The sequence below is a fragment of the Cyanobacterium sp. genome, from assembly GCF_054166785.1.
The window spans coordinates 24800-43111 of the sequence record NZ_JBSZCP010000009.1; the positions used below are offsets into that span (position 1 = coordinate 24800).

Consider the following 18312-nt stretch of genomic DNA (forward strand, 5'->3'; position numbering starts at 1 on the left):
AAATAATTATCAACTATCCATTTTCAATTATCAATTAGTTTAAGTTTTTGCTTCCGCCATCTCAATTACCCTATTTTCCAAATCCTTCACCAAAAAATTAAGAGGATTATCACTACGAATTTTATATTTAAGACGGCGAGATTGTACCCTCAATAGTAAATCGTCTAAACATTCATGATCAAAACAAACATGACGCTGAGAATTTTTATAACCTAACGTAGCACCCCCAATCACGTGCAACTGAGTATTTTTGCGAAGCTGATACCATAAACCCCTATTTTCTTGCAACACAGCAGGAGTACCCCGACTACCCGTATAAATAGGATCTAACATTGCCGAGCCTAAACTTTGATCATAATTATAATAGTAATGTAAAGGTACATCCGCCACGGGTAAATTTAATAACCCCTCATAAAACTCTTGGGCTACCGCTAAATCAGATACCATAATCGTATGCACCTTAGGGGCGCTGGTTAAAAACATCCACATCGCACCACCATAAGCCACCAAAAGCATTACCATAATGCCCTGAGTCGAGAATAAACCATCCGTAATACCGGGTAAAAACGCCCCCAAAATATTTACCATAGTTAGACTGCTATTTATTATCATATAATTTCAGTGTTGAACCTCGTATTAATATTGTGGGATATTTCGTGGCTATTTAGCAATAATTAACTTAAGCACACCTAAATCTAACGATTAACTATTTTGTCATTATATGAATCCGACTGATTTTCCCGAAGCCAATCACCCTTTAATATATCCCCTACTACAAATAGATGATGGCACCCTCCTAGAATTATTACAAACCCATTTAGATAAGGGAAAGTATTTAGTATCTCTTTTTTGTCGTTATGGTAATAAGGTAAATGAGGTAATTTCAGGATTTTATGAAGCAGAATATCTTCCTTTTATTTCTTTTCAATTGTGGAGGGAAATTAGTTACTTTTTCTTTAATATAGACTTGAATGAAGTTAATAGAATAAACAATAATTCCTATGAAGATTTAATAATTGAATATGTTATTGATTGTTTACCAAAGGAAGATTTAGAAGAACAGTATATCAAAGAAATTTCCTTAGATTTAAGATATTTTCCTTTTCATTTTTACTTAGAGCAGTCCATAAACTTATTATCTCCCAAAGAACGCTTAATTATTATAACTAAAGATAAATTTGGATGGCAAGAAGAACAAATAATTAATTACTTAAAAGCCGAAGGAAAAAGTATTTTACCAGAAGATATTGAATATTTATATAACCACGCCCATAAACAACTTTTGAAATTAATCCCCCTCGATATTCGTCTTATTTATTTAGATAAACGAGATAGCTTAATTTAACCAGTATCTAGTAAAATCACATTAACCTATCTAGCAATTAAAACAAATATTGCCACTACTAAAACAAAATAACCAAACCCTTTTTGTAGATATTTAGCATCAATTTTTTTACTTAAATAAGAGCCAAAAACAATCCCTACACTGGCCGCCAAAGTAAAGCCAATGGTTAACATCCAATCAATATTAACTAATGTTAAATAACCCACAAAAGCACTGGCAGATTTCGTGGCAATAATTAATAAGGACGTGCCGACGGCTTCTTTCATGGGAATACCACCAGCTAAAACAAGGGCTGGAATAATCAAAAAGCCTCCCCCGACTCCTACAAATCCCGTTAAAATACCGACCACTAGACCTTCTACAATGGTGAAAAGAATCTTCTTAGTTTTATCTTGACTAACAGGTTTTACTGTTTCGGGAGTTATTTCTTTTTCTGATGGCTTACCACTGCTTTTTTTTATCATCAAAAGACTAGCCAAGAGCATGACAATTCCAAAGGCAACCAACTGGATTGTATCGGTAATGAAGGGTAACTGGGTAATTCTAGCCCCCAGAAAAGAGCCTACCATGGCAGGGGGAATAAAACTAATGGCTACGGGAAAGTTGACGTTACCTTGTCGCCAGTGGGGAATGATACCGATAAGACTCACCACGCCTACAATAAAAAGGCTCATGGCGATCGCACTGCGAGGCTCCACCCCCATAACATAACGAAGGATTGGCACGGCCAAAATTGAACCACCACCACCGATTAAGCCTAAACTAAGTCCGATGATGATGGCAAGTATTAATCCAAAGGTTAAGCGCATTTAAAGTAATTGATAGTTGAGAATGGATAATTGATAATAAAGATATTCTCTGATCTAATATTGAAAGGGGTTTGATGGTGTTTAATCAAGCTGATAAATGTCCTTAAGCCACCACGGGAAAATGAGCTTGTTGCCATGCAGATATGCCCCCTTGTAGCTCGGTTATGGTAGTGAGTCCTGCTTCGATCAATTTTTCGGCGGCGGTGTGAGAACGCTTCCCAGAACGACAATAGAGGACGATATTAGGATAGGATGCTAACTCTTTGGCACGAAATTCGGAGAGAGGTTTTAGTAATGCCCCCGGAATATGTCCTTCTTGATATTCATCTTTTTCTCGCACATCAATTAAAACTACGGAATTGTTTTTCATCCTTTGCTCTAATTCTTGGGGAGTAATGAGTTGATACTGAGATTGGATGATATTAGCAATGATCATAATTCTGTTTTGGGTATGGTTTACAAAAATTGTTCTAAACTTTGCCACAAAGTTGATTGGCAGGTACGGCTTCCATGATTTTGTGAGGATTGGGTAAATCAAGGTTATCCATTAGTTCGATAAATTCATTCCTTTCCTTGCCACTGATGCGGGGATTGTGGGCTTTTTCTTCCGCAATGGTGGACACCATATGTCCTCGGTAATCATGGCCTGGATATACTAAAACATCGTCAGCAAGGGTAAAGAAACGCTCGGTAATGGTATCGTAAAGCATTCCTGCATCCCCACTTTGGAAGTCGGTACGACCGCAACCACGGATAAATAAAGCATCCCCAGTGAGTAAATGGGTATCATTCACTAAATAGGCAAAATGGCAGTCTGTATGCCCCGGAGCGGCGATCGCTCTGATTTCTATATCACCCACCATGACCACTTCATTATCGACCAAGTGGCGATCGGCACAATTTACTTGAGCCTTTTCTGGTACTAATCCTTTACAACCAGTCAACTCCCGCATTTTACCAGTACCCGTAATGTGGTCTGCATGAACATGGGTTTCAATGCAATATTTGAGAGTTAAACCCAACTCCTGTATCAACTTCAAATCCCTTTCTACCTGCTCAATTACAGGATCTACCAATACCGCTTCCTTTGTATCAGGATTGGCAATGAGGTAAGTATAAGTCCATGTGTCTTGATCAAATAATTGACGAAATAACATCTTGATCTCTTTTTTTTAGTTACTCATTCTATTATATAACTATTTTACTATTTCGTTATATGTTTAATGAACTTTTTTGAATCCTAAGGATTTTGACCTTTAAATTGTCCATGGGTCATTGATTCTAGGTCATGATGTACGATAATGATATAAGGAAAAATACTATAAAAAATAAAGACCGTGACCACCACACCCATAAGACCTAGCAATCATTCTATTCGAGTACCAGACAACTTCGGGCGCTTCGGCAAATACGGCGGAAAATACGTTCCCGAAACCCTCATGCCAGCCCTTAGCGAACTAGAAACCGCTTACAACCAATACAAAAACGATCCCGAATTTAACCAAGAATTAAACCAACTACTAAAGGACTACGTTGGTAGATCCAGCCCCCTCTATTTCGCCGAAAGACTTACCCAACACTACGCCAAAGCCGATGGCACAGGGCCACAAATTTACTTAAAAAGAGAAGATCTTAACCACACAGGCGCCCATAAAATTAATAATGCCCTCGGGCAAGTCTTATTAGCTAAACGCATGGGCAAACAAAGAATTATCGCCGAAACAGGAGCAGGACAACATGGGGTAGCCACCGCCACCGTGTGCGCACGTTTTGGTTTAGAATGTGTAATCTACATGGGCGTAGAAGACATGGAACGCCAAAAATTAAACGTCTTTAGGATGCGTCTTTTAGGGGCTACCGTCCAGCCCGTTTCCGCAGGTACAGGAACTCTCAAGGATGCCACCTCAGAAGCCATCAGAGACTGGGTAACAAACGTAGAGCATACCCATTATATTCTCGGCTCCGTCGCCGGTCCCCATCCTTATCCCATGATGGTAAGGGATTTTCATGCGGTAATCGGTGTGGAAACCCGTGAACAGTGCCAAGAAAAATGGGGCGGTTTACCTGATATTCTCCTCGCTTGTGTGGGGGGAGGTTCTAATGCCATGGGTTTATTTTATGAATTTGTTAAAGATAGCTCCGTGCGTTTAATTGGTATCGAAGCCGCAGGGAGTGGGGTAAACTCTGGAAAACACGCCGCCACCCTCACCGCAGGACAACCTGGGGTATTACATGGTGCCATGAGTTATTTATTACAAGATCAAGATGGACAAGTTACCGAAGCCCATTCCATCAGTGCAGGGTTAGACTATCCAGGAGTAGGCCCTGAGCATAGTTATTTGAAAGATGAAGGTAGAGCCGAATATTACAGTGTTACCGATCAAGAGGCGCTCGATGCTTTCCAACTCCTTTGTAAGTTAGAGGGAATTATTCCAGCTTTGGAAACTGCCCACGCTTTTGCTTACCTTGACAAATTATGCCCTGCCCTAGAAGGTAGTCCCAAAATTGTGATTAATTCTTCTGGTCGTGGTGATAAAGATGTTCAAACCGTCGCTTGTCATATTGAAGGGATTGATTTATAGAATCTGTAGGGTGGGCAATGCCCACCTTTTTTTATATCCTGTTATTGACTAGAAAATTTAATGGTTAATTGTCCATTGCTTAGGCTTCTTGGGCAAAATCAGCAGGTGCATTGTCTGGGTTGTACTTTAACAAAACTCCCTGTTGTCCTAAAACAAAACCTTGCTCTGGACTGGGGAAAACGATGCGATATAAATTAGAAGGAACATCCTCCACTTCTCTATCTTTAAACCAAGTTTCACCGCTATCGTTACTAACTAAAAGGTTTCCACTACCCCCTGCTAACCAAATTTCATTCTCACGGGTACCTAAATCTAAAAATCCCCAACTGGTGGAATATTCAGGGGTAATGACATCTTGCCAATCTTCAAAATCAGCAGAGCTAGTTAATTGAATGCGTCCACCCCTAGCGATTAACCAGAGTCTTTCATCATCAAAAAAGCCCATATTTTGTAAACGGCGGGAGGAGTTGCGTAAATGGGGAGTCCATTCGGTGTCTCCGGGGACCCAAGTAGAATAAAAATTACCCCTAGCACTGACTGCTACATATTTTCCACTGGGGGAGCGACTGACGTTACGGGCAACACCCACCGCACCTTCTACCAATGCTTTCCAAGTTTTACCACCATCGCTGGTTTTATAGATAGCACCAAGGTTAGTAATCATTTCAGCGGTATTGGGGGCAAGGGCGGTTACACCGTAGGGTAATCCGGGGAGTTGATCACTGAGGGGAATTCTTTCCCAGTTTTTGCCACCATCGGTGGTGTGTAGAAGAATGAATGGCTCACCGGAAATCCAGCCTTCTTCGCCGTAGAAGCTGACACCGTTAAAGTTAATTTTTTCTTCCCCTAGCTCGATGATTTTTTCTTGCCAAGTGTCTCCACCGTCAAGGGTTTCAAAGAGACTGGCTTTTGTACCTACTAACCATCCATGGTTGGAGTCGTCGGTAAAGGCAATGTCGGCTAAGATGGCATCGGTATCTAGGGTAATTACATCCCATGGGTTACTACTGAGGTTGTTTGCCACGGCACAGCTTACACATAATAAGCTGACTGTGATAACTACAATAATTTGTTTTAGCTTATTTAATAATAAGTTCATTTTTAATTCCATAATATATTTTAAATTTAGTCTAACCTAAGGTATAAAGACTCAAAAACAATAGAAATCCTACGAATAATGCTCCGAAAATTAGGAGATTTTTTTGTCCGGGGGTTAAGTTATTGACTCCAAAGCCATATTCTAAGTTTTCAGCAAATCCTGAGGGGGCATCGGTGGCTCCAATGTTTACAAAGGCGGTTTTGCGAGCGCCACATATGGGGCATCTCCAAGTTTTGGGTAAGTCGGTAAATAATGTACCTGCTGGGGTTTCACTTTTAGCATCTCCTTTGGAGGGAACATACCTATATCCACAGGAACGACATTCATAACTCGGGGGTGCTTGTTCGGCAAGAGTTTTTTCGTTGGCGGCTTCACTCATGGCTTTATTTTAGAAATCTTAAAAGTTCTTTAAGAATTATTACATAAAAAGGGGAGTTAACAATTGACAATGAACAATTGACGATGGATAATTAGATTTTGATTAATTTAGTATTGGTTTTTTTGAATTTTTGGAGTGAATAACTCATAATTTATCTCGTCGAGGTGGGTAATATGGGTTTGATTTGCCAATGGTTGCTTAGGTCAGTTAATAGTTGATCTTGGCGATTTCTGAGGTCGTCTAAGCCGTTAGCGTAGTTCATGATGGCAAAATAGACGGTTTCTCGTTCTTGGGTGTCGATCGCCCCTGATAAGGCACTGACAACGGCTAGGGATCCTGTTTTAACGGGTATGCCCGATGGAATGTTCCGATCTTTTATTGTTCCTTCATCGATGCCTGATACGGGGAATAAGTCGGCGATGGTGAGGTTATCTGGTTTTATTTTTTGTTCGATGGCAATGAGGATTCTACAGGCTGCCCGGGGTGACATGCGATTATCTACCCCCAATCCTGATCCGTTTATTAATTGGATTTCTTCGGGGGGTACATTACTTAGTTTAGAGGCGATCGCACTTAGTTGTTGTCCTCCTCCTATTTTTTGAGCAAGGTTATCGGCAATAAAATTATTACTATAAAGATTCATCGCCCTGAGAATTTCTTGGAGAGATTTTGATGGATGGGTATATAAAGCATTGGCTTGGGGGGGTAAACTGTCACGGAAAATATTTTCCCCTTGGATGGCTAATTGGGGGCGTGGGGGGGCATTTTCCATATTTTGATACTGGGTTTCTACCGTATAATTCCAGTTTTGACTATTAAAAGCCCGTCGTAAGTCATCCCCAGAGGTGCGGTTATTTTCTTTAAAATTCATCTGCCAATTACCCACTATGATGAGATTCCCCGTAACAGTTTCGATGCCCAATTCTTGAATTTTATTAGCAAGGGCGATCGCATCTTCCCACACAAAAAAAGGGTCTCCCCCCGCTTCCACAATCAAATCCCCCTGTAATGTTCCCCCATCAATAACTCCTGTGGTGTAAATTTTAGTCAAAAAACGATGATCCACCGACCAGTTATCTAAAGCCGCCAAAGTCGTTGCCACCTTAGTAATAGAAGCCGCCGGGGCAAGGGTTTTACCCCGATTATCCGCCAAAGTTGCCCAATGGGTTTGAATCCAGATACCCTGTTGATTAAGGGGTATATTTCGACTTTCTAACCCCTGCAAATATCCCTCAAAAATTATATCTACTTGCTCATCCCCTTCCGTGGGTAGCTGAAAAATAGAAGCCTCATGCCAAGGAATTAAAGGCACTTGATGGGAAGTGGGGAAAAAATTAAACCAACCAGAGAGAATCGTTAACAATCCAAAAAACATCTCTTTATTTTTTTGTTAATTTTAATTAGTATTGCTCAGTTTGTCATCATTCAAAGACATCTTGATTTTTATTCTGGTACAGACTTGATAATATTTGCTACCATTACTTTCACAAAGGTTAATCAGATTCTTCTAAACTGTTTTTACATCTAATCTATCAGTTAAATTCACCCCCAAGATAGAAAAGAAAACAATTTAAGTTAGAGGGTTATTACCATTGTTTTTCGTTTAATATTTTTCACATCTCAATGGTAGGGAGGAAATCAAAATGGATTGTAGTCACATCAAATTTTGTACCGATAAAGAAAAAATTGACCTAAATCAATTACTAACTCTCTATCGAAAAAATGCTTTTTGGACAAAAAACCGTTCCCTTGAAGATTTAGCCATTGCGATCGCCCATAGTAATCCAGTAATCTCAGTGTGGGATAATCAAAAACTTATCGGTAGTGCCAGGGCCACCTCCGATGGCATTTATCGAGCCACCATCTGGGATGTGGTAATTGACGAGGAATATCAAGGACTAGGATTAGGACGAAAATTAGTAGAAACCTTAATTAGTCATCCTCTCCTTAATAGAGTTGAAAGAATCTATCTCACCACCACCCATCAACAAAAATTTTATCAAAGAATCGGCTTTGTCGAAAACCAAACTACCACCATGGTTTTACATAATACCTATCCTAACCCAGAAGACCTCATGCAACAGTCTCACAATTGGGAAGAAATATCTCTAAACAGGTAGTTTTGTCCGTCCCTTCCCCCATGCGACATTGCCCCCCCATTAAATTAATTAAACTTTGGGCAACGGTAATTTTTGCACCATCAGACAACATTGGGGGAGTCTCCATACCCCCTTGCTCATGGAAAGATAACTCATCAAATCGGCTAGACTCATTAAACTCCTGATTACAAAAAGGAAAGTGGAGGGTAATCCTTGAATAATGGGCAGGGGCTTGAGAATCTGCCCCGAGGGTAATAGTGCCTAACTGACTAATATCCATAGCTACTTCTAACCAGTAAAAAAGTGCCTGGGCCAACTTTTCACGGTCTGCTAAAATAGTTAAACTTTCATCCACCATCGCCACATCTAAAACTACATTCCGATTAGCCCCTTGCATTTTCATTCTCTTTTGCACAAAAGTAAAAAAATCAAGACATTTGAGGGGGGTTAACTCTAGCTCAAATTTTCCCGCTTCTAGTTTAGAAATTTCAATCAATTCATCCAACATATTCATTAACTTTTTGCCGTACTCATAGGCTTCCGCAATAAACTGTCTTTCTTCCTCTTCACTTTCACATAAATCATTCAAAATCAGCTGATGAATACTCATTAAACTACCTAGGGGCGATCGAATTTCGTGGGACACCCTTCCTAAAAAACCAGCTTGAAAACGAGCGTACAACGAAGCATTATGATAAGCAATTTGAGCTTCTTTTAGTTTTTGAGCTAAGGATGTATTTTCATTCATAACTATATAGATTTAAAAAAGTTTTCTACTATGCAAAAAAAGTCTTACTTTTATAGTAAGTTAATCATGAAAAAAGTAACTAATTCCATTTTATGATTTAATCTTAAGTAAGTTTTTGTTATTAAGCAAAAATAGCTATCATCATACAAACGTTGTAACTAAAGTTAAAGCAGTGAGACAGAAAATTTTTGGCGGCTTAGAAAAACTAAAAAATATTGTCAATGGACCTAATCGAGATTATGATTCCTTTGAGGAGGAGGATAATTACAGTCCTTATGAAGAAGAAATGGAAGAAATGATGTCCGAGGAAATAGAAGAAGAAGAGGAGCAGGAAAATTCTGAGTTATTGCTACAACAAAGGATTAAACCCCGCAGAGAAAACACAACCATCAATCCTTCCCCTTCTTTTAGTCGTCGTCGCCGTCATACACCTTCCATGGATATGGATAGTAATCATGATTTAGATATGGAGCAAAATAGTAGAATGTCTAGTCGTTTCCCTAGCAATGTAGTTGGATTACCCGGAGTTAACACCACCATGAATGAAATTGAAATCTTTGAGCCTCATACCTTTGAACAAGCATCAGAAGTAATCAAATTATTAAAACAACAAAGAACTGTTGTACTAAACTTAAATTTAATGGAATCCTATGAAGCTCAGAGGGCTGTAGATTTCGTTACGGGAGGTACCGCAGCCCTTGATGGTAACTGTGAAAGGGTGGGAGAATCTATTTTCCTTTTTACCCCCAGAAATGTCCATGTAACTAACTCTAAGGGGGCTTCTAGTGTGGGTAAGAAACAGGAGAATGGCATCTCTGATGATTTTACTTCTAGCAATTTCTCTGATAATCTCTGGAGTAATACCCCTTTACCTGATTTATCTTCCCCCTTGGCTCAATAGTCGAGTTTTCAGCTTTTTTATAATCCAAGAAGTATAGTAATTATTTATTCTGTGTCTTATCAACTAGGCGTTATTGGTGGGGGTGTGATGGCTGAGGCTATCATCTCCTGCCTGTTAGAAAAAAAAATATACCAATCCCATCAAATACAAATTAGTGAACCCCAAATCTCTCGCCGAGAATATTGGCAAAATAGTTATGGGGTAGCAACAACTAATAGTAATCAAGAACTTTTTGACCATTGCGAGGTTTTACTTTTGGCCATTAAACCTCAAATATTTTCATTGGTAGGGAAGGAGTTGGATGGGGCAAACTCTGCTAAGGCCCCTCGTTTAGTCCTTTCTATTTTGGCTGGTACTTCTTTGGAGAAGTTGGAGTCGGTTTTTACTCATTCGGGAGTGATTCGAGTGATGCCCAATACCCCTGCTTTGGTGGGTAAAGGAATGAGTGCGATCGCCCCTAATGATAAAGTAAGTAAAGATGATTTAACCATAGCCCTATCCATATTTAACGCCATTGGCGAAGTGATAGAAGTGCCAGAATATCAAATGGACGCAGTGACAGGATTATCAGGCTCTGGTCCGGCTTTTGTAGCCGTGATGATAGAGGCTCTAAGCGATGGCGGTGTGGCGGTGGGCTTACCCCGTGCCATAGCCTCTCAACTAGCATTACAAACGGTGCTAGGTACCGCAGAATTAATCAAAACTAAACAACTCCATCCTGCCATCTTAAAAGACCAAGTTACTAGCCCAGGGGGTACCACCATTGCAGGGGTTTCTCAGCTAGAAAAAAATGGTTTTCGTCACGCCCTGATAGAAGCCGTAAAAGCCGCTAAGGAAAGATCTCAAGAGTTAAATGGTTAATGATCTGGGGAAATAGGTGAAAGACCATTAATCATTTTCAAGTCCCCCTTATTAATTAATGAAGATTTAGGGGAGGAACTTTTTATTTCATAACCATAATAGTTGCTATATTATCTATTCTCAATTTTCAATTGTTCAATTCCTGTTTCCAAAATAAAGATTAATAAACGAAACAATTAGATATAGAATAGTGTGCAATTGACTGATAAGATAACAATCAATAGCAAGATTACTTATATAAAGTATATTAGTTTCACATATAGAGGAAAAATGACTCAAGATAAAGTAGTAATTATTGGAGTAGCTGGAGACTCTGGCTGCGGTAAATCAACCTTTTTACGTCGCCTAGAAGACCTATTCGGCAAAGAATTTATGACCGTTATCTGTCTTGATGACTATCATAGCCTAGACCGCAAAGGTAGAAAAGTAGCAGGGGTCACAGCTTTGAATCCTAAAGCCAATAACTTCGACTTAATGGCGGAACAAATTAAAGCCTTAAAAAATGGTCAAGCTATTGATAAACCTATTTATAACCATGAGACTGGAGAATTAGATCCTCCTGAAAGAATCGAACCCAACAAAGTAATTGTTATCGAGGGCTTACATCCCCTTTTCGATGCAAGAGTTAGAGAATTAGTTGACTTCAGCGTTTACCTCGACATTAGCGAAGAAGTAAAAATTCAGTGGAAAATTCAACGTGACATGGCCGAAAGAGGTCATACCTATGATGACGTTGTGGCTTCTATCAATGCTAGAAAACCAGATTTTACCGCTTATATTGAGCCTCAAAAGCAATATGCAGACATTGTTATCCAAGTATTACCTACCCAATTAATTGAGGAAAAAGAAGGTAAAATTTTAAGAGTTCGTTTAATCGAAAAAGAAGGTATCGAACACTTTGATCCTACCTACTTATTTGATGAAGGTTCTACCATTGACTGGCGCCCCTGCGGACGTAAACTCACCTGTTCTTATCCTGGTTTAAAAATGTATTATGGACCTGATAACTACATGGGTAATGAAGTTTCTATCCTTGAAATTGATGGTCAGTTCGACAATTTAGAAGAAATGATTTATGTTGAAAGTCATCTTAGCCGCACTGGTACTAAATACTATGGCGAAATGACTGAGTTATTATTAAAACATAAAGAGTACCCCGGTTCTAATAATGGTACTGGTTTATTCCAAGTTTTAGTAGGTCTAAAAATGCGTGAAACCTACGAAAAAATTACTGGTACTGTAGCTAATAGTCAAGCTGAAAAAGTAGCTCAAGTGTAATTAAATTTAGGTTTAGGTTTTAAGTGTTAGGTAATTTTTCTGGTGAAATGAGTTATTAATATATATCTATAAATCATCAATTTTAATTTGTTTTTATGCCTTTTCAAGCTAGTCCGATTAAATTTGGTACGGATGGATGGCGGGGAATAATTGCCGCTGACTTTACCATGGAAAGGGTGGCAAAATTAGCCCCTATTTGTGCAAAGGTATTACAGGAAGAAAAACCCCATAATAAGTTGATGGTGGTGGGTTTTGATCGCCGTTTTTTGGCTGAAGATTTTGCTTTGGTAGCCTCGGAGGCTTTGCAGGAATACGGTTACGATGTGTTATTGGCTGATAGTTATGCCCCTACTCCCGCTTTTAGCTGGGCGGCTTTTAGTCAGGATGCTTTAGGGGCTTTGGTGTTGACGGCTAGTCATAATCCTGCTCAATATTTAGGGTTGAAGGTTAAGGGGGCTTTTGGGGGTTCGGTTTCAGGAGATGTAACGAGCAAGATTGAGGCTTTATTGGATAGTGATTTACCAAAACCGTCCGAGGTGGGTAGTATTACAAAGTTTGACCCTTGGGATAGTTACACAAAGCAGTTAGCTAGTTTGGTGGATGTGTCTGCCATTGTGGAGGCAATTTCTGCGGGTAGGTTAGATTTGGTGGTGGATGTGATGCACGGTGCGGCTTCTACGGGCTTGAGTCGAATTTTGGGATGTAGTGTTAATGAAATAAATGCCCATCGAGATCCTTTGTTTGGGGGTAATGCTCCTGAGCCTTTAGCTCGTTATATTCCTGAGTTGTTTCGTCAGGTTAAAGAAAGGGGTAAAACTCATTCTGATGCCCTTAGGGTGGGTTTAGTGTTTGATGGAGATTGCGATCGCATTGCGGCGGTAGATGAGCAGGGAAATTATTGTAGTACACAAATTTTGATCCCTCTTTTTATTGAACATTTAGCCAAAAGAAAAGGATTTGATGGTGAGATTGTTAAAACCGTTAGTGGTTCGGATTTAATACCGAAGGTGGCGCAGTTGTTTAATATTCCCCTCTCGGAGACACCCATTGGTTATAAATACATTGCCGAGAAAATGTTGACAACCCAAGTTTTAGTGGGGGGTGAAGAATCTGGGGGAGTGGGTTATGGTACCCATATTCCTGAGCGAGATGCGCTTTTATCGGCCTTATATGTCCTTGAAGCCATGGTACAGTCAGATAAAGGCATTGGGCAGTTATATAGAGAGTTACAGGGAAAGACTAATTTTATTTCTGAGTATGACCGTATTGATTTAACTTTAGCTAGTATGGCGCAAAAAAATCAATTACAAGAAACTTTAGCTAGTAAACCGTTAGAGGAAATTGCAGGAAAAAAGGTGGTAGATTGTCTTACCATTGATGGTTACAAATATCGTCTTGAGGATGATAGTTGGTTATTGATACGTTTCAGTGGCACTGAGCCTTTATTACGGTTATATTCTGAAGCACCATCTTTAAAGGCTGTCCATGATAATCTTAATTGGGCTAGGCAGGAGTTTAGTTAGGGCGTTGTTAATCTTATAAATTAAACATAGCAAACCGATCGTACATTTTTTATGTCAAAATCTCTTTTATTGCAACCTGATTTAGTTTTGGGTGATGTGGTGACGAAATTAAGTCCTTCTATAATCCAAAAGTATGGTTTAAAAGGTTTAGTGTTGGATGTGGATGAAACCCTTGTACCTTTTAAGCAAAGTACCATTTCTCCTGAATTAAGGGAATGGATTTCCCAAGTGCGTCCTTTGGTGGATTTATGGTTGGTGAGTAATAATCTTAGTAAAAGTCGCATAAGTGCGATCGCATCTAGTTTAGATGTTCCTTTTATTTTTGGAGCAAGAAAACCATCTCGAAAAAAACTCCGTCAAGCGGTTGATGCGATGAATCATCCTGTGGATAGGGTTGCCATGGTAGGAGATAGATTATTTACGGACGTATTGGCGGGAAATCGTTTAGGGATGTTTACGGTTTTTGTGGAACCCATGGAAAGCACTGAAATGTCCAAAAAACCTTTATTTTCTATTCGTAATTTTGAGGTTTGGTTATCTCAAAAAATCGGAGTTTCTGTTTACAAAAGTTGATGTTTGTAACATTTCTTATTATTTATTCATTTTCCGAAAATAAACATTAAATAAATATTAAGAAAATTAAGAAAACTTTAGATATATGTAATTATAGTTCTCGAAGATAAATTGAGGTCAGCTTATATAAAGACCTTAAGTATATATAAACCCATATAAAAAAAGCGGGACATTTTGCTACGGCAGAATGTCCTTTATACTTTTTATGAAAAACAAATTAAAAAATATTGCCTTAAGACACTAACTCTAGGTTTTCTTCGTTGTCACCCTCATGGACAGTTTTAACCCACTTGAGACGTTTTTGGCGCACAGACATTCTAGCCGTTGTCAGGGGCATGACGATAAACCAGTGAATCATGTAAATCATACCAAGGAAACTTTGAGCGATGATGGTAAACTGTTCCCCCATGGTGAATGATTCTTTCTCCTGACTGCGTTTTAAGCCCGTGTACATACCCCAAAAAGCAAGAAATAGGGTAAGGCTACTTAAGGGGGCGACTAAGGGCATACGATGGCGTGTTAGTACCATTACCAAGTCGGGAATGGCTGCGGTAGGAAAGATATATTGCACCACAAAAAAGAAAATAAGGTCAAATTTTTTGCGCCACCCTAGGCGATTACTGAGGATAAAGCGCCAATAGTCGAAGTATCGTTGATAACCCCCTTCTGCCCAACGGCTTCTTTGGTGCCAGAGTGCGATCGCACTTTTTACCCCTTCTTCCCCCACCGCAGGATGTTCTAAAATATCAATGTCCCAACCGTCGAGGTGTAAACGAATGGTAAGATCAAGATCATCAGTAATGGTTTCTTCATTCCACCCACCGCAACTATTGAGGGCATCACGACGCACAAACTGTCCATTACCCCGTAATTCCCCGATACCACCACAGTTAATTCTTTGGCGTTGAAAATAACTATCCAGGGACATTTCCACCCATTGCCCCCTCGTCCAAAAATTTTCTTTAAGATTAGAGATAGCTTTTCTTACCTGCACTGCGCCGATGTTTTCCCGAACGAATAGGGGTACTACCTTTTGTAATAAATTTTCAGGAATAACAGCATCCGCATCAAAGACACCCACAATGTCCCCTTTACACTGAGAAAAAGCGAGGTTTAAAGCTCCTGATTTACCACCTTTGCCCAAACTATCTCGGTGGATGACATTTAATTGGGGATATTCTTGGGCTAACTCATCTAATATTTTACCAGTGCGATCGCCACTATTATCATCCACAATCCAAAATTCATAAAGATGACGGGGATAATCAATATTAAGTAACATCGTCACCAACTTTTTAATTACCGCCTCCTCATTTTTGGCAGACACCAATAAAGAAACAGAAGGCAAAGTCTCCATATCAGAAAAAGCAGGAAGATGATTATCGGTAGGATTGCTAAAAACTAATCTAACGGTTTGAAAAACAATCAGTAATCCTAAAAACGCAATGATGGCAATATTCCAAGGAATAAGGTGTAAGCCAATGGTTACACCCCAAATAAGAGTCAAAGCAAAAGCAGCCTTTTTTCTTCTGCCCGACAACCCTTGAAAGAAATCATTTCTAAACTCCTCTTCTTCTATTTCAGGACTTGAAAATTCCGCTAACAATGAGGGAATAGGGTCAATTTCTGGGTTTTTTTTGTCTGGCATAGTTAAATATCAGCTCCTTTTCTTCTATTTACCTAAAATTTTCTCTATTCTAACTTGACTTATGCACAAAATTATATTCAAACCTTCCGCACTTAACAGTAAACAATTAATAACTATTATCTTTTTGCCCGTTGCCTTCTGCCTTTTACCCACATTAGAAATTCCGTAACCCTCAATTATTGCTCTATTTTTAAGCAGAATTACAAAAATTAAGACAAAATAAAGAAAAGAACTATTAATCTGAGATAGTAAAGGCAGATAGAAAAAAAAGGGGAATCAAAATATAATGCATATAAGCGAACTTACTCACCCAAATCAACTACATGGCTTATCCATACGCCAACTAGAAGATATTGCCCAACAAATACGAGAGAAACACCTAGAAACCATTGCCGCTACAGGAGGGCATTTAGGCCCCGGACTCGGAGTTGTAGAATTAACCATCGCTCTATACAATACCCTAGACTTAGAACAAGACAAAGTAATCTGGGATGTAGGACACCAAGCCTATCCCCATAAAATGTTAACAGGACGTTACCACGATTTTCATACTTTACGCCAGAAGGATGGCATTGCTGGATACCTAAAACGCTCGGAGAATAAATTTGACCATTTTGGAGCAGGACACGCATCTACGAGTATTTCTGCTGGGTTAGGAATGGCTTTAGCAAGGGATGCTAAGGGAGAAAATTTTAAGGTTGTTTCCATCATCGGTGATGGTGCTTTAACGGGGGGTATGGCATTAGAAGCTATTAACCACGCTGGACATCTACCCAATACTAATTTAATGGTGGTGTTGAATGATAATGAAATGTCCATTTCTCCTAATGTGGGAGCGATTTCCCGTTATCTTAATAAAGTACGTTTATCTGACCCCATTCAATTTTTGACGGGTAACATTGAGGAACAGTTTAAGCATTTCCCATTTTTTGGCGATGGTGAAAATCTTTCTCCCGAAATGAAAAACCTAAAAGAAGCCATGAAACGCTTGGCGATGCCCAAGGTAGGGGCGGTAATTGAGGAGTTAGGATTCACTTATTTTGGTCCAGTGGATGGTCATAATATTGGGGAGTTAATTAATACTTTCAATAAAGCCCATAAGGTGAAAGGCCCTGTATTTGTCCATGTTGTCACTGTCAAGGGTAAAGGTTATTCCATGGCAGAAAAAGATCAAGTGGGTTATCATGCCCAAAGTCCTTTTAACCTAACTACGGGTAAGCCTATTCCCTCTAATAAACCTAAGCCCCCTAGTTATTCTAAGGTTTTTGCCCACACCCTCACTACTTTGGCGGAAAATGACCCTAATATTATCGGTATCACCGCCGCTATGGCTACGGGTACGGGTTTGGATAAGTTACAGCAGAAGTTACCAAAACAGTATATCGATGTCGGTATTGCTGAACAACATGCGGTTACTTTGGCAGCGGGTTTAGCCTGTGAGGGCATCACTCCTGTGGCGGTTATTTATTCTACTTTCCTTCAAAGGGCTTATGATCAGATTATCCATGATGTCTGTATTCAAAAAATTCCTGTGTTTTTCTGTTTAGACAGGGCTGGTATTGTGGGGGCCGATGGTCCTACTCACCAAGGAATGTATGATATTGCTTATCTTCGTTGTATTCCTAATTTGGTCATTATGGCACCGAAGGATGAGGCGGAGTTACAGAGAATGACTGTTACTGGTATTAAATACAAAGAAAGTGCGATCGCCATGCGCTACCCCCGTGGTAATGGTTTGGGAGTACCTTTAGCCGAAGAAGGCTGGGAAGAAATTCCCATCGGTAAGGGTGAAATTTTACGTAATGGGGATGATGTTTTATTGGTTGGTTATGGTTCCATGGTTAATAATGCCATGCAAACCGCCGAGATTTTGAGTGAGCATGGAGTGGAAGCAACGGTAATTAATGCCCGTTTTGTGAAGCCCCTTGACACAGAATTAATCGTACCTTTAGCCGAAAAAATAGGTAAGGTTGTCACCCTCGAAGAAGGTTGTATTATGGGAGGTTTTGGTTCTGCTGTACTAGAGTCATTAATCGAGCATAATGTTAATGTACCTGTTAAGCGTATCGGTGTACCCGATATTTTAGTAGATCATGCCACCCCGGCGCAGTCTTTTGCTGATTTAGGTTTAACTAGTCCTCAAATTGCTGAACGGGTTTTAGATGCTTTTTTTAGTGATAAACCCGAAATGGCTGTTAATAAATAGTTAGTTGTATCGATGGTGGGTTGATGCCCACCTGTTTTCGTAAATTCTTAACAAGGGGTTTAAACCCCTTGCCTCTTTGATACCGAGAATAAAGAGTGAGAAATAGCCACCTGTTTTAACGGGTGGCAAAACGAACGTAGCAGAATTTATTCTGCCTGTGCCTTGTCCAAGCTAATACGATCAATATATGACTCAATTATTTGTGTCATAGTCATATCTTTTAATTGAGCATATTTTTTCAGTTTAAGAAATCTTTTCTCC

18 protein-coding genes are annotated in these 18312 nt (G+C 39.5%); 9 read left to right on the forward strand and 9 right to left on the reverse strand.

Annotated elements, in window-relative coordinates; translation table 11 throughout:
- Positions 1–39 precede the first annotated feature (39 nt).
- Positions 40–612, reverse strand: a complete 573-nt coding sequence (locus ACXITR_RS01055; RefSeq protein ID WP_457995378.1) for a glyoxalase-like domain protein — start codon at positions 610–612, stop codon at positions 40–42.
- 109 nt (positions 613–721) lie between these two features.
- Here ACXITR_RS01055 and ACXITR_RS01060 point away from each other — a divergent pair, with 109 nt between their 5' ends.
- A complete protein-coding gene (locus ACXITR_RS01060) occupies positions 722–1345 on the forward strand; it encodes a hypothetical protein (RefSeq protein WP_457995379.1) in 624 nt (207 codons plus the stop codon).
- Between the two features lie 26 nt (positions 1346–1371).
- Here the strand turns inward: ACXITR_RS01060 and ACXITR_RS01065 are convergent, their stop codons facing one another.
- From ACXITR_RS01065 to ACXITR_RS01075, 3 genes are all read right to left on the reverse strand, one after another.
- Complete coding sequence (locus ACXITR_RS01065; RefSeq protein ID WP_457995380.1) at positions 1372–2154, reverse strand: sulfite exporter TauE/SafE family protein; 783 nt, start codon at positions 2152–2154, stop codon at positions 1372–1374.
- A 103-nt stretch (positions 2155–2257) separates the two neighbouring features.
- Positions 2258–2590 (reverse strand): rhodanese-like domain-containing protein, encoded by a 333-nt coding sequence (locus tag ACXITR_RS01070; RefSeq protein WP_457995381.1) that lies wholly within the window; start codon positions 2588–2590, stop codon positions 2258–2260.
- Positions 2591–2624: 34 nt separating this feature from the next.
- The gene (locus ACXITR_RS01075; protein WP_457995382.1) at positions 2625–3311 is read right to left on the reverse strand and encodes an MBL fold metallo-hydrolase; all 687 of its coding nucleotides are present in this window, start codon (positions 3309–3311) and stop codon (positions 2625–2627) included.
- Positions 3312–3491: 180 nt separating this feature from the next.
- On the opposite strand from ACXITR_RS01075, the gene trpB reads away from it, so the two are divergent.
- Positions 3492–4736, forward strand: a complete 1245-nt coding sequence (gene trpB / locus ACXITR_RS01080) for a tryptophan synthase subunit beta (RefSeq protein ID WP_457995383.1) — start codon at positions 3492–3494, stop codon at positions 4734–4736.
- Positions 4737–4815: 79 nt separating this feature from the next.
- On the opposite strand, the gene ACXITR_RS01085 is transcribed toward trpB, so the two are convergent.
- The 3 genes from ACXITR_RS01085 to ACXITR_RS01095 all read right to left on the reverse strand — a co-directional run bounded on the left by ACXITR_RS01085 (position 4816) and on the right by ACXITR_RS01095 (position 7589).
- Positions 4816–5835 (reverse strand): photosynthesis system II assembly factor Ycf48, encoded by a 1020-nt coding sequence (locus ACXITR_RS01085; RefSeq protein WP_457995384.1) that lies wholly within the window; start codon positions 5833–5835, stop codon positions 4816–4818.
- 31 nt (positions 5836–5866) lie between these two features.
- Complete coding sequence (locus ACXITR_RS01090; protein ID WP_457995385.1) at positions 5867–6214, reverse strand: rubredoxin; 348 nt, start codon at positions 6212–6214, stop codon at positions 5867–5869.
- Between the two features lie 151 nt (positions 6215–6365).
- A complete protein-coding gene (locus tag ACXITR_RS01095; RefSeq protein WP_457995386.1) occupies positions 6366–7589 on the reverse strand; it encodes a D-alanyl-D-alanine carboxypeptidase in 1224 nt (407 codons plus the stop codon).
- 268 nt (positions 7590–7857) lie between these two features.
- Between ACXITR_RS01095 and ACXITR_RS01100 the strand changes: the two genes are divergently transcribed.
- A complete protein-coding gene (locus ACXITR_RS01100; RefSeq protein WP_457995387.1) occupies positions 7858–8334 on the forward strand; it encodes a GNAT family N-acetyltransferase in 477 nt (158 codons plus the stop codon).
- On the opposite strand, the gene ACXITR_RS01105 is transcribed toward ACXITR_RS01100, so the two are convergent.
- The gene (locus tag ACXITR_RS01105) at positions 8288–9061 is read right to left on the reverse strand and encodes a histidine kinase dimerization/phospho-acceptor domain-containing protein (protein ID WP_457995388.1); all 774 of its coding nucleotides are present in this window, start codon (positions 9059–9061) and stop codon (positions 8288–8290) included. The two genes, ACXITR_RS01100 and ACXITR_RS01105, sit on opposite strands and share 47 nt — an antisense overlap.
- Before the next feature lie 172 nt (positions 9062–9233).
- Here ACXITR_RS01105 and ACXITR_RS01110 point away from each other — a divergent pair, with 172 nt between their 5' ends.
- The 5 genes from ACXITR_RS01110 to ACXITR_RS01130 all read left to right on the forward strand — a co-directional run bounded on the left by ACXITR_RS01110 (position 9234) and on the right by ACXITR_RS01130 (position 14197).
- The gene (locus ACXITR_RS01110) at positions 9234–9962 is read left to right on the forward strand and encodes a cell division protein SepF (RefSeq protein ID WP_457995389.1); all 729 of its coding nucleotides are present in this window, start codon (positions 9234–9236) and stop codon (positions 9960–9962) included.
- Positions 9963–10013: 51 nt separating this feature from the next.
- Positions 10014–10823 carry a pyrroline-5-carboxylate reductase gene (gene proC, locus ACXITR_RS01115; RefSeq protein ID WP_457995390.1) on the forward strand — a complete coding sequence of 270 codons (810 nt, stop codon included), beginning with the start codon at positions 10014–10016 and terminating at the stop codon, positions 10821–10823.
- Between the two features lie 270 nt (positions 10824–11093).
- Complete coding sequence (locus ACXITR_RS01120; protein WP_457995391.1) at positions 11094–12101, forward strand: phosphoribulokinase; 1008 nt, start codon at positions 11094–11096, stop codon at positions 12099–12101.
- A gap of 95 nt (positions 12102–12196) precedes the next feature.
- The gene (locus tag ACXITR_RS01125; RefSeq protein ID WP_457995392.1) at positions 12197–13624 is read left to right on the forward strand and encodes a phosphoglucomutase/phosphomannomutase family protein; all 1428 of its coding nucleotides are present in this window, start codon (positions 12197–12199) and stop codon (positions 13622–13624) included.
- A 51-nt stretch (positions 13625–13675) separates the two neighbouring features.
- Positions 13676–14197, forward strand: a complete 522-nt coding sequence (locus tag ACXITR_RS01130; protein WP_457995393.1) for a YqeG family HAD IIIA-type phosphatase — start codon at positions 13676–13678, stop codon at positions 14195–14197.
- A 232-nt stretch (positions 14198–14429) separates the two neighbouring features.
- On the opposite strand, the gene ACXITR_RS01135 is transcribed toward ACXITR_RS01130, so the two are convergent.
- Positions 14430–15845, reverse strand: a complete 1416-nt coding sequence (locus ACXITR_RS01135; protein ID WP_457995394.1) for a glycosyltransferase — start codon at positions 15843–15845, stop codon at positions 14430–14432.
- A 286-nt stretch (positions 15846–16131) separates the two neighbouring features.
- Between ACXITR_RS01135 and dxs the strand changes: the two genes are divergently transcribed.
- Positions 16132–18051, forward strand: coding sequence for a 1-deoxy-D-xylulose-5-phosphate synthase (gene dxs / locus ACXITR_RS01140; protein ID WP_457995395.1), 1920 nt, complete (start codon positions 16132–16134; stop codon positions 18049–18051).
- Positions 18052–18312: the final 261 nt, after the last annotated feature.

Bases quoted from the DNA above. Each gene is read 5' to 3' on its own strand.
- ACXITR_RS01120 (WP_457995391.1), top strand. From the start codon at position 11,094: ATGACTCAAGATAAAGTAGTAATTATTGGAGTAGCTGGAGACTCTGGC.
- ACXITR_RS01135 (WP_457995394.1), bottom strand. From the start codon at position 15,845: ATGCCAGACAAAAAAAACCCAGAAATTGACCCTATTCCCTCATTGTTA.
- ACXITR_RS01085 (WP_457995384.1), bottom strand. From the start codon at position 5,835: ATGAACTTATTATTAAATAAGCTAAAACAAATTATTGTAGTTATCACA.
- ACXITR_RS01090 (WP_457995385.1), bottom strand. From the start codon at position 6,214: ATGAGTGAAGCCGCCAACGAAAAAACTCTTGCCGAACAAGCACCCCCG.
- ACXITR_RS01075 (WP_457995382.1), bottom strand. From the start codon at position 3,311: ATGTTATTTCGTCAATTATTTGATCAAGACACATGGACTTATACTTAC.
- ACXITR_RS01060 (WP_457995379.1), top strand. From the start codon at position 722: ATGAATCCGACTGATTTTCCCGAAGCCAATCACCCTTTAATATATCCC.
- ACXITR_RS01055 (WP_457995378.1), bottom strand. From the start codon at position 612: ATGATAATAAATAGCAGTCTAACTATGGTAAATATTTTGGGGGCGTTT.
- ACXITR_RS01095 (WP_457995386.1), bottom strand. From the start codon at position 7,589: ATGTTTTTTGGATTGTTAACGATTCTCTCTGGTTGGTTTAATTTTTTC.
- dxs (WP_457995395.1), top strand. From the start codon at position 16,132: ATGCATATAAGCGAACTTACTCACCCAAATCAACTACATGGCTTATCC.
- ACXITR_RS01070 (WP_457995381.1), bottom strand. From the start codon at position 2,590: ATGATCATTGCTAATATCATCCAATCTCAGTATCAACTCATTACTCCC.
- ACXITR_RS01100 (WP_457995387.1), top strand. From the start codon at position 7,858: ATGGATTGTAGTCACATCAAATTTTGTACCGATAAAGAAAAAATTGAC.
- ACXITR_RS01130 (WP_457995393.1), top strand. From the start codon at position 13,676: ATGTCAAAATCTCTTTTATTGCAACCTGATTTAGTTTTGGGTGATGTG.
- ACXITR_RS01105 (WP_457995388.1), bottom strand. From the start codon at position 9,061: ATGAATGAAAATACATCCTTAGCTCAAAAACTAAAAGAAGCTCAAATT.
- ACXITR_RS01125 (WP_457995392.1), top strand. From the start codon at position 12,197: ATGCCTTTTCAAGCTAGTCCGATTAAATTTGGTACGGATGGATGGCGG.
- ACXITR_RS01065 (WP_457995380.1), bottom strand. From the start codon at position 2,154: ATGCGCTTAACCTTTGGATTAATACTTGCCATCATCATCGGACTTAGT.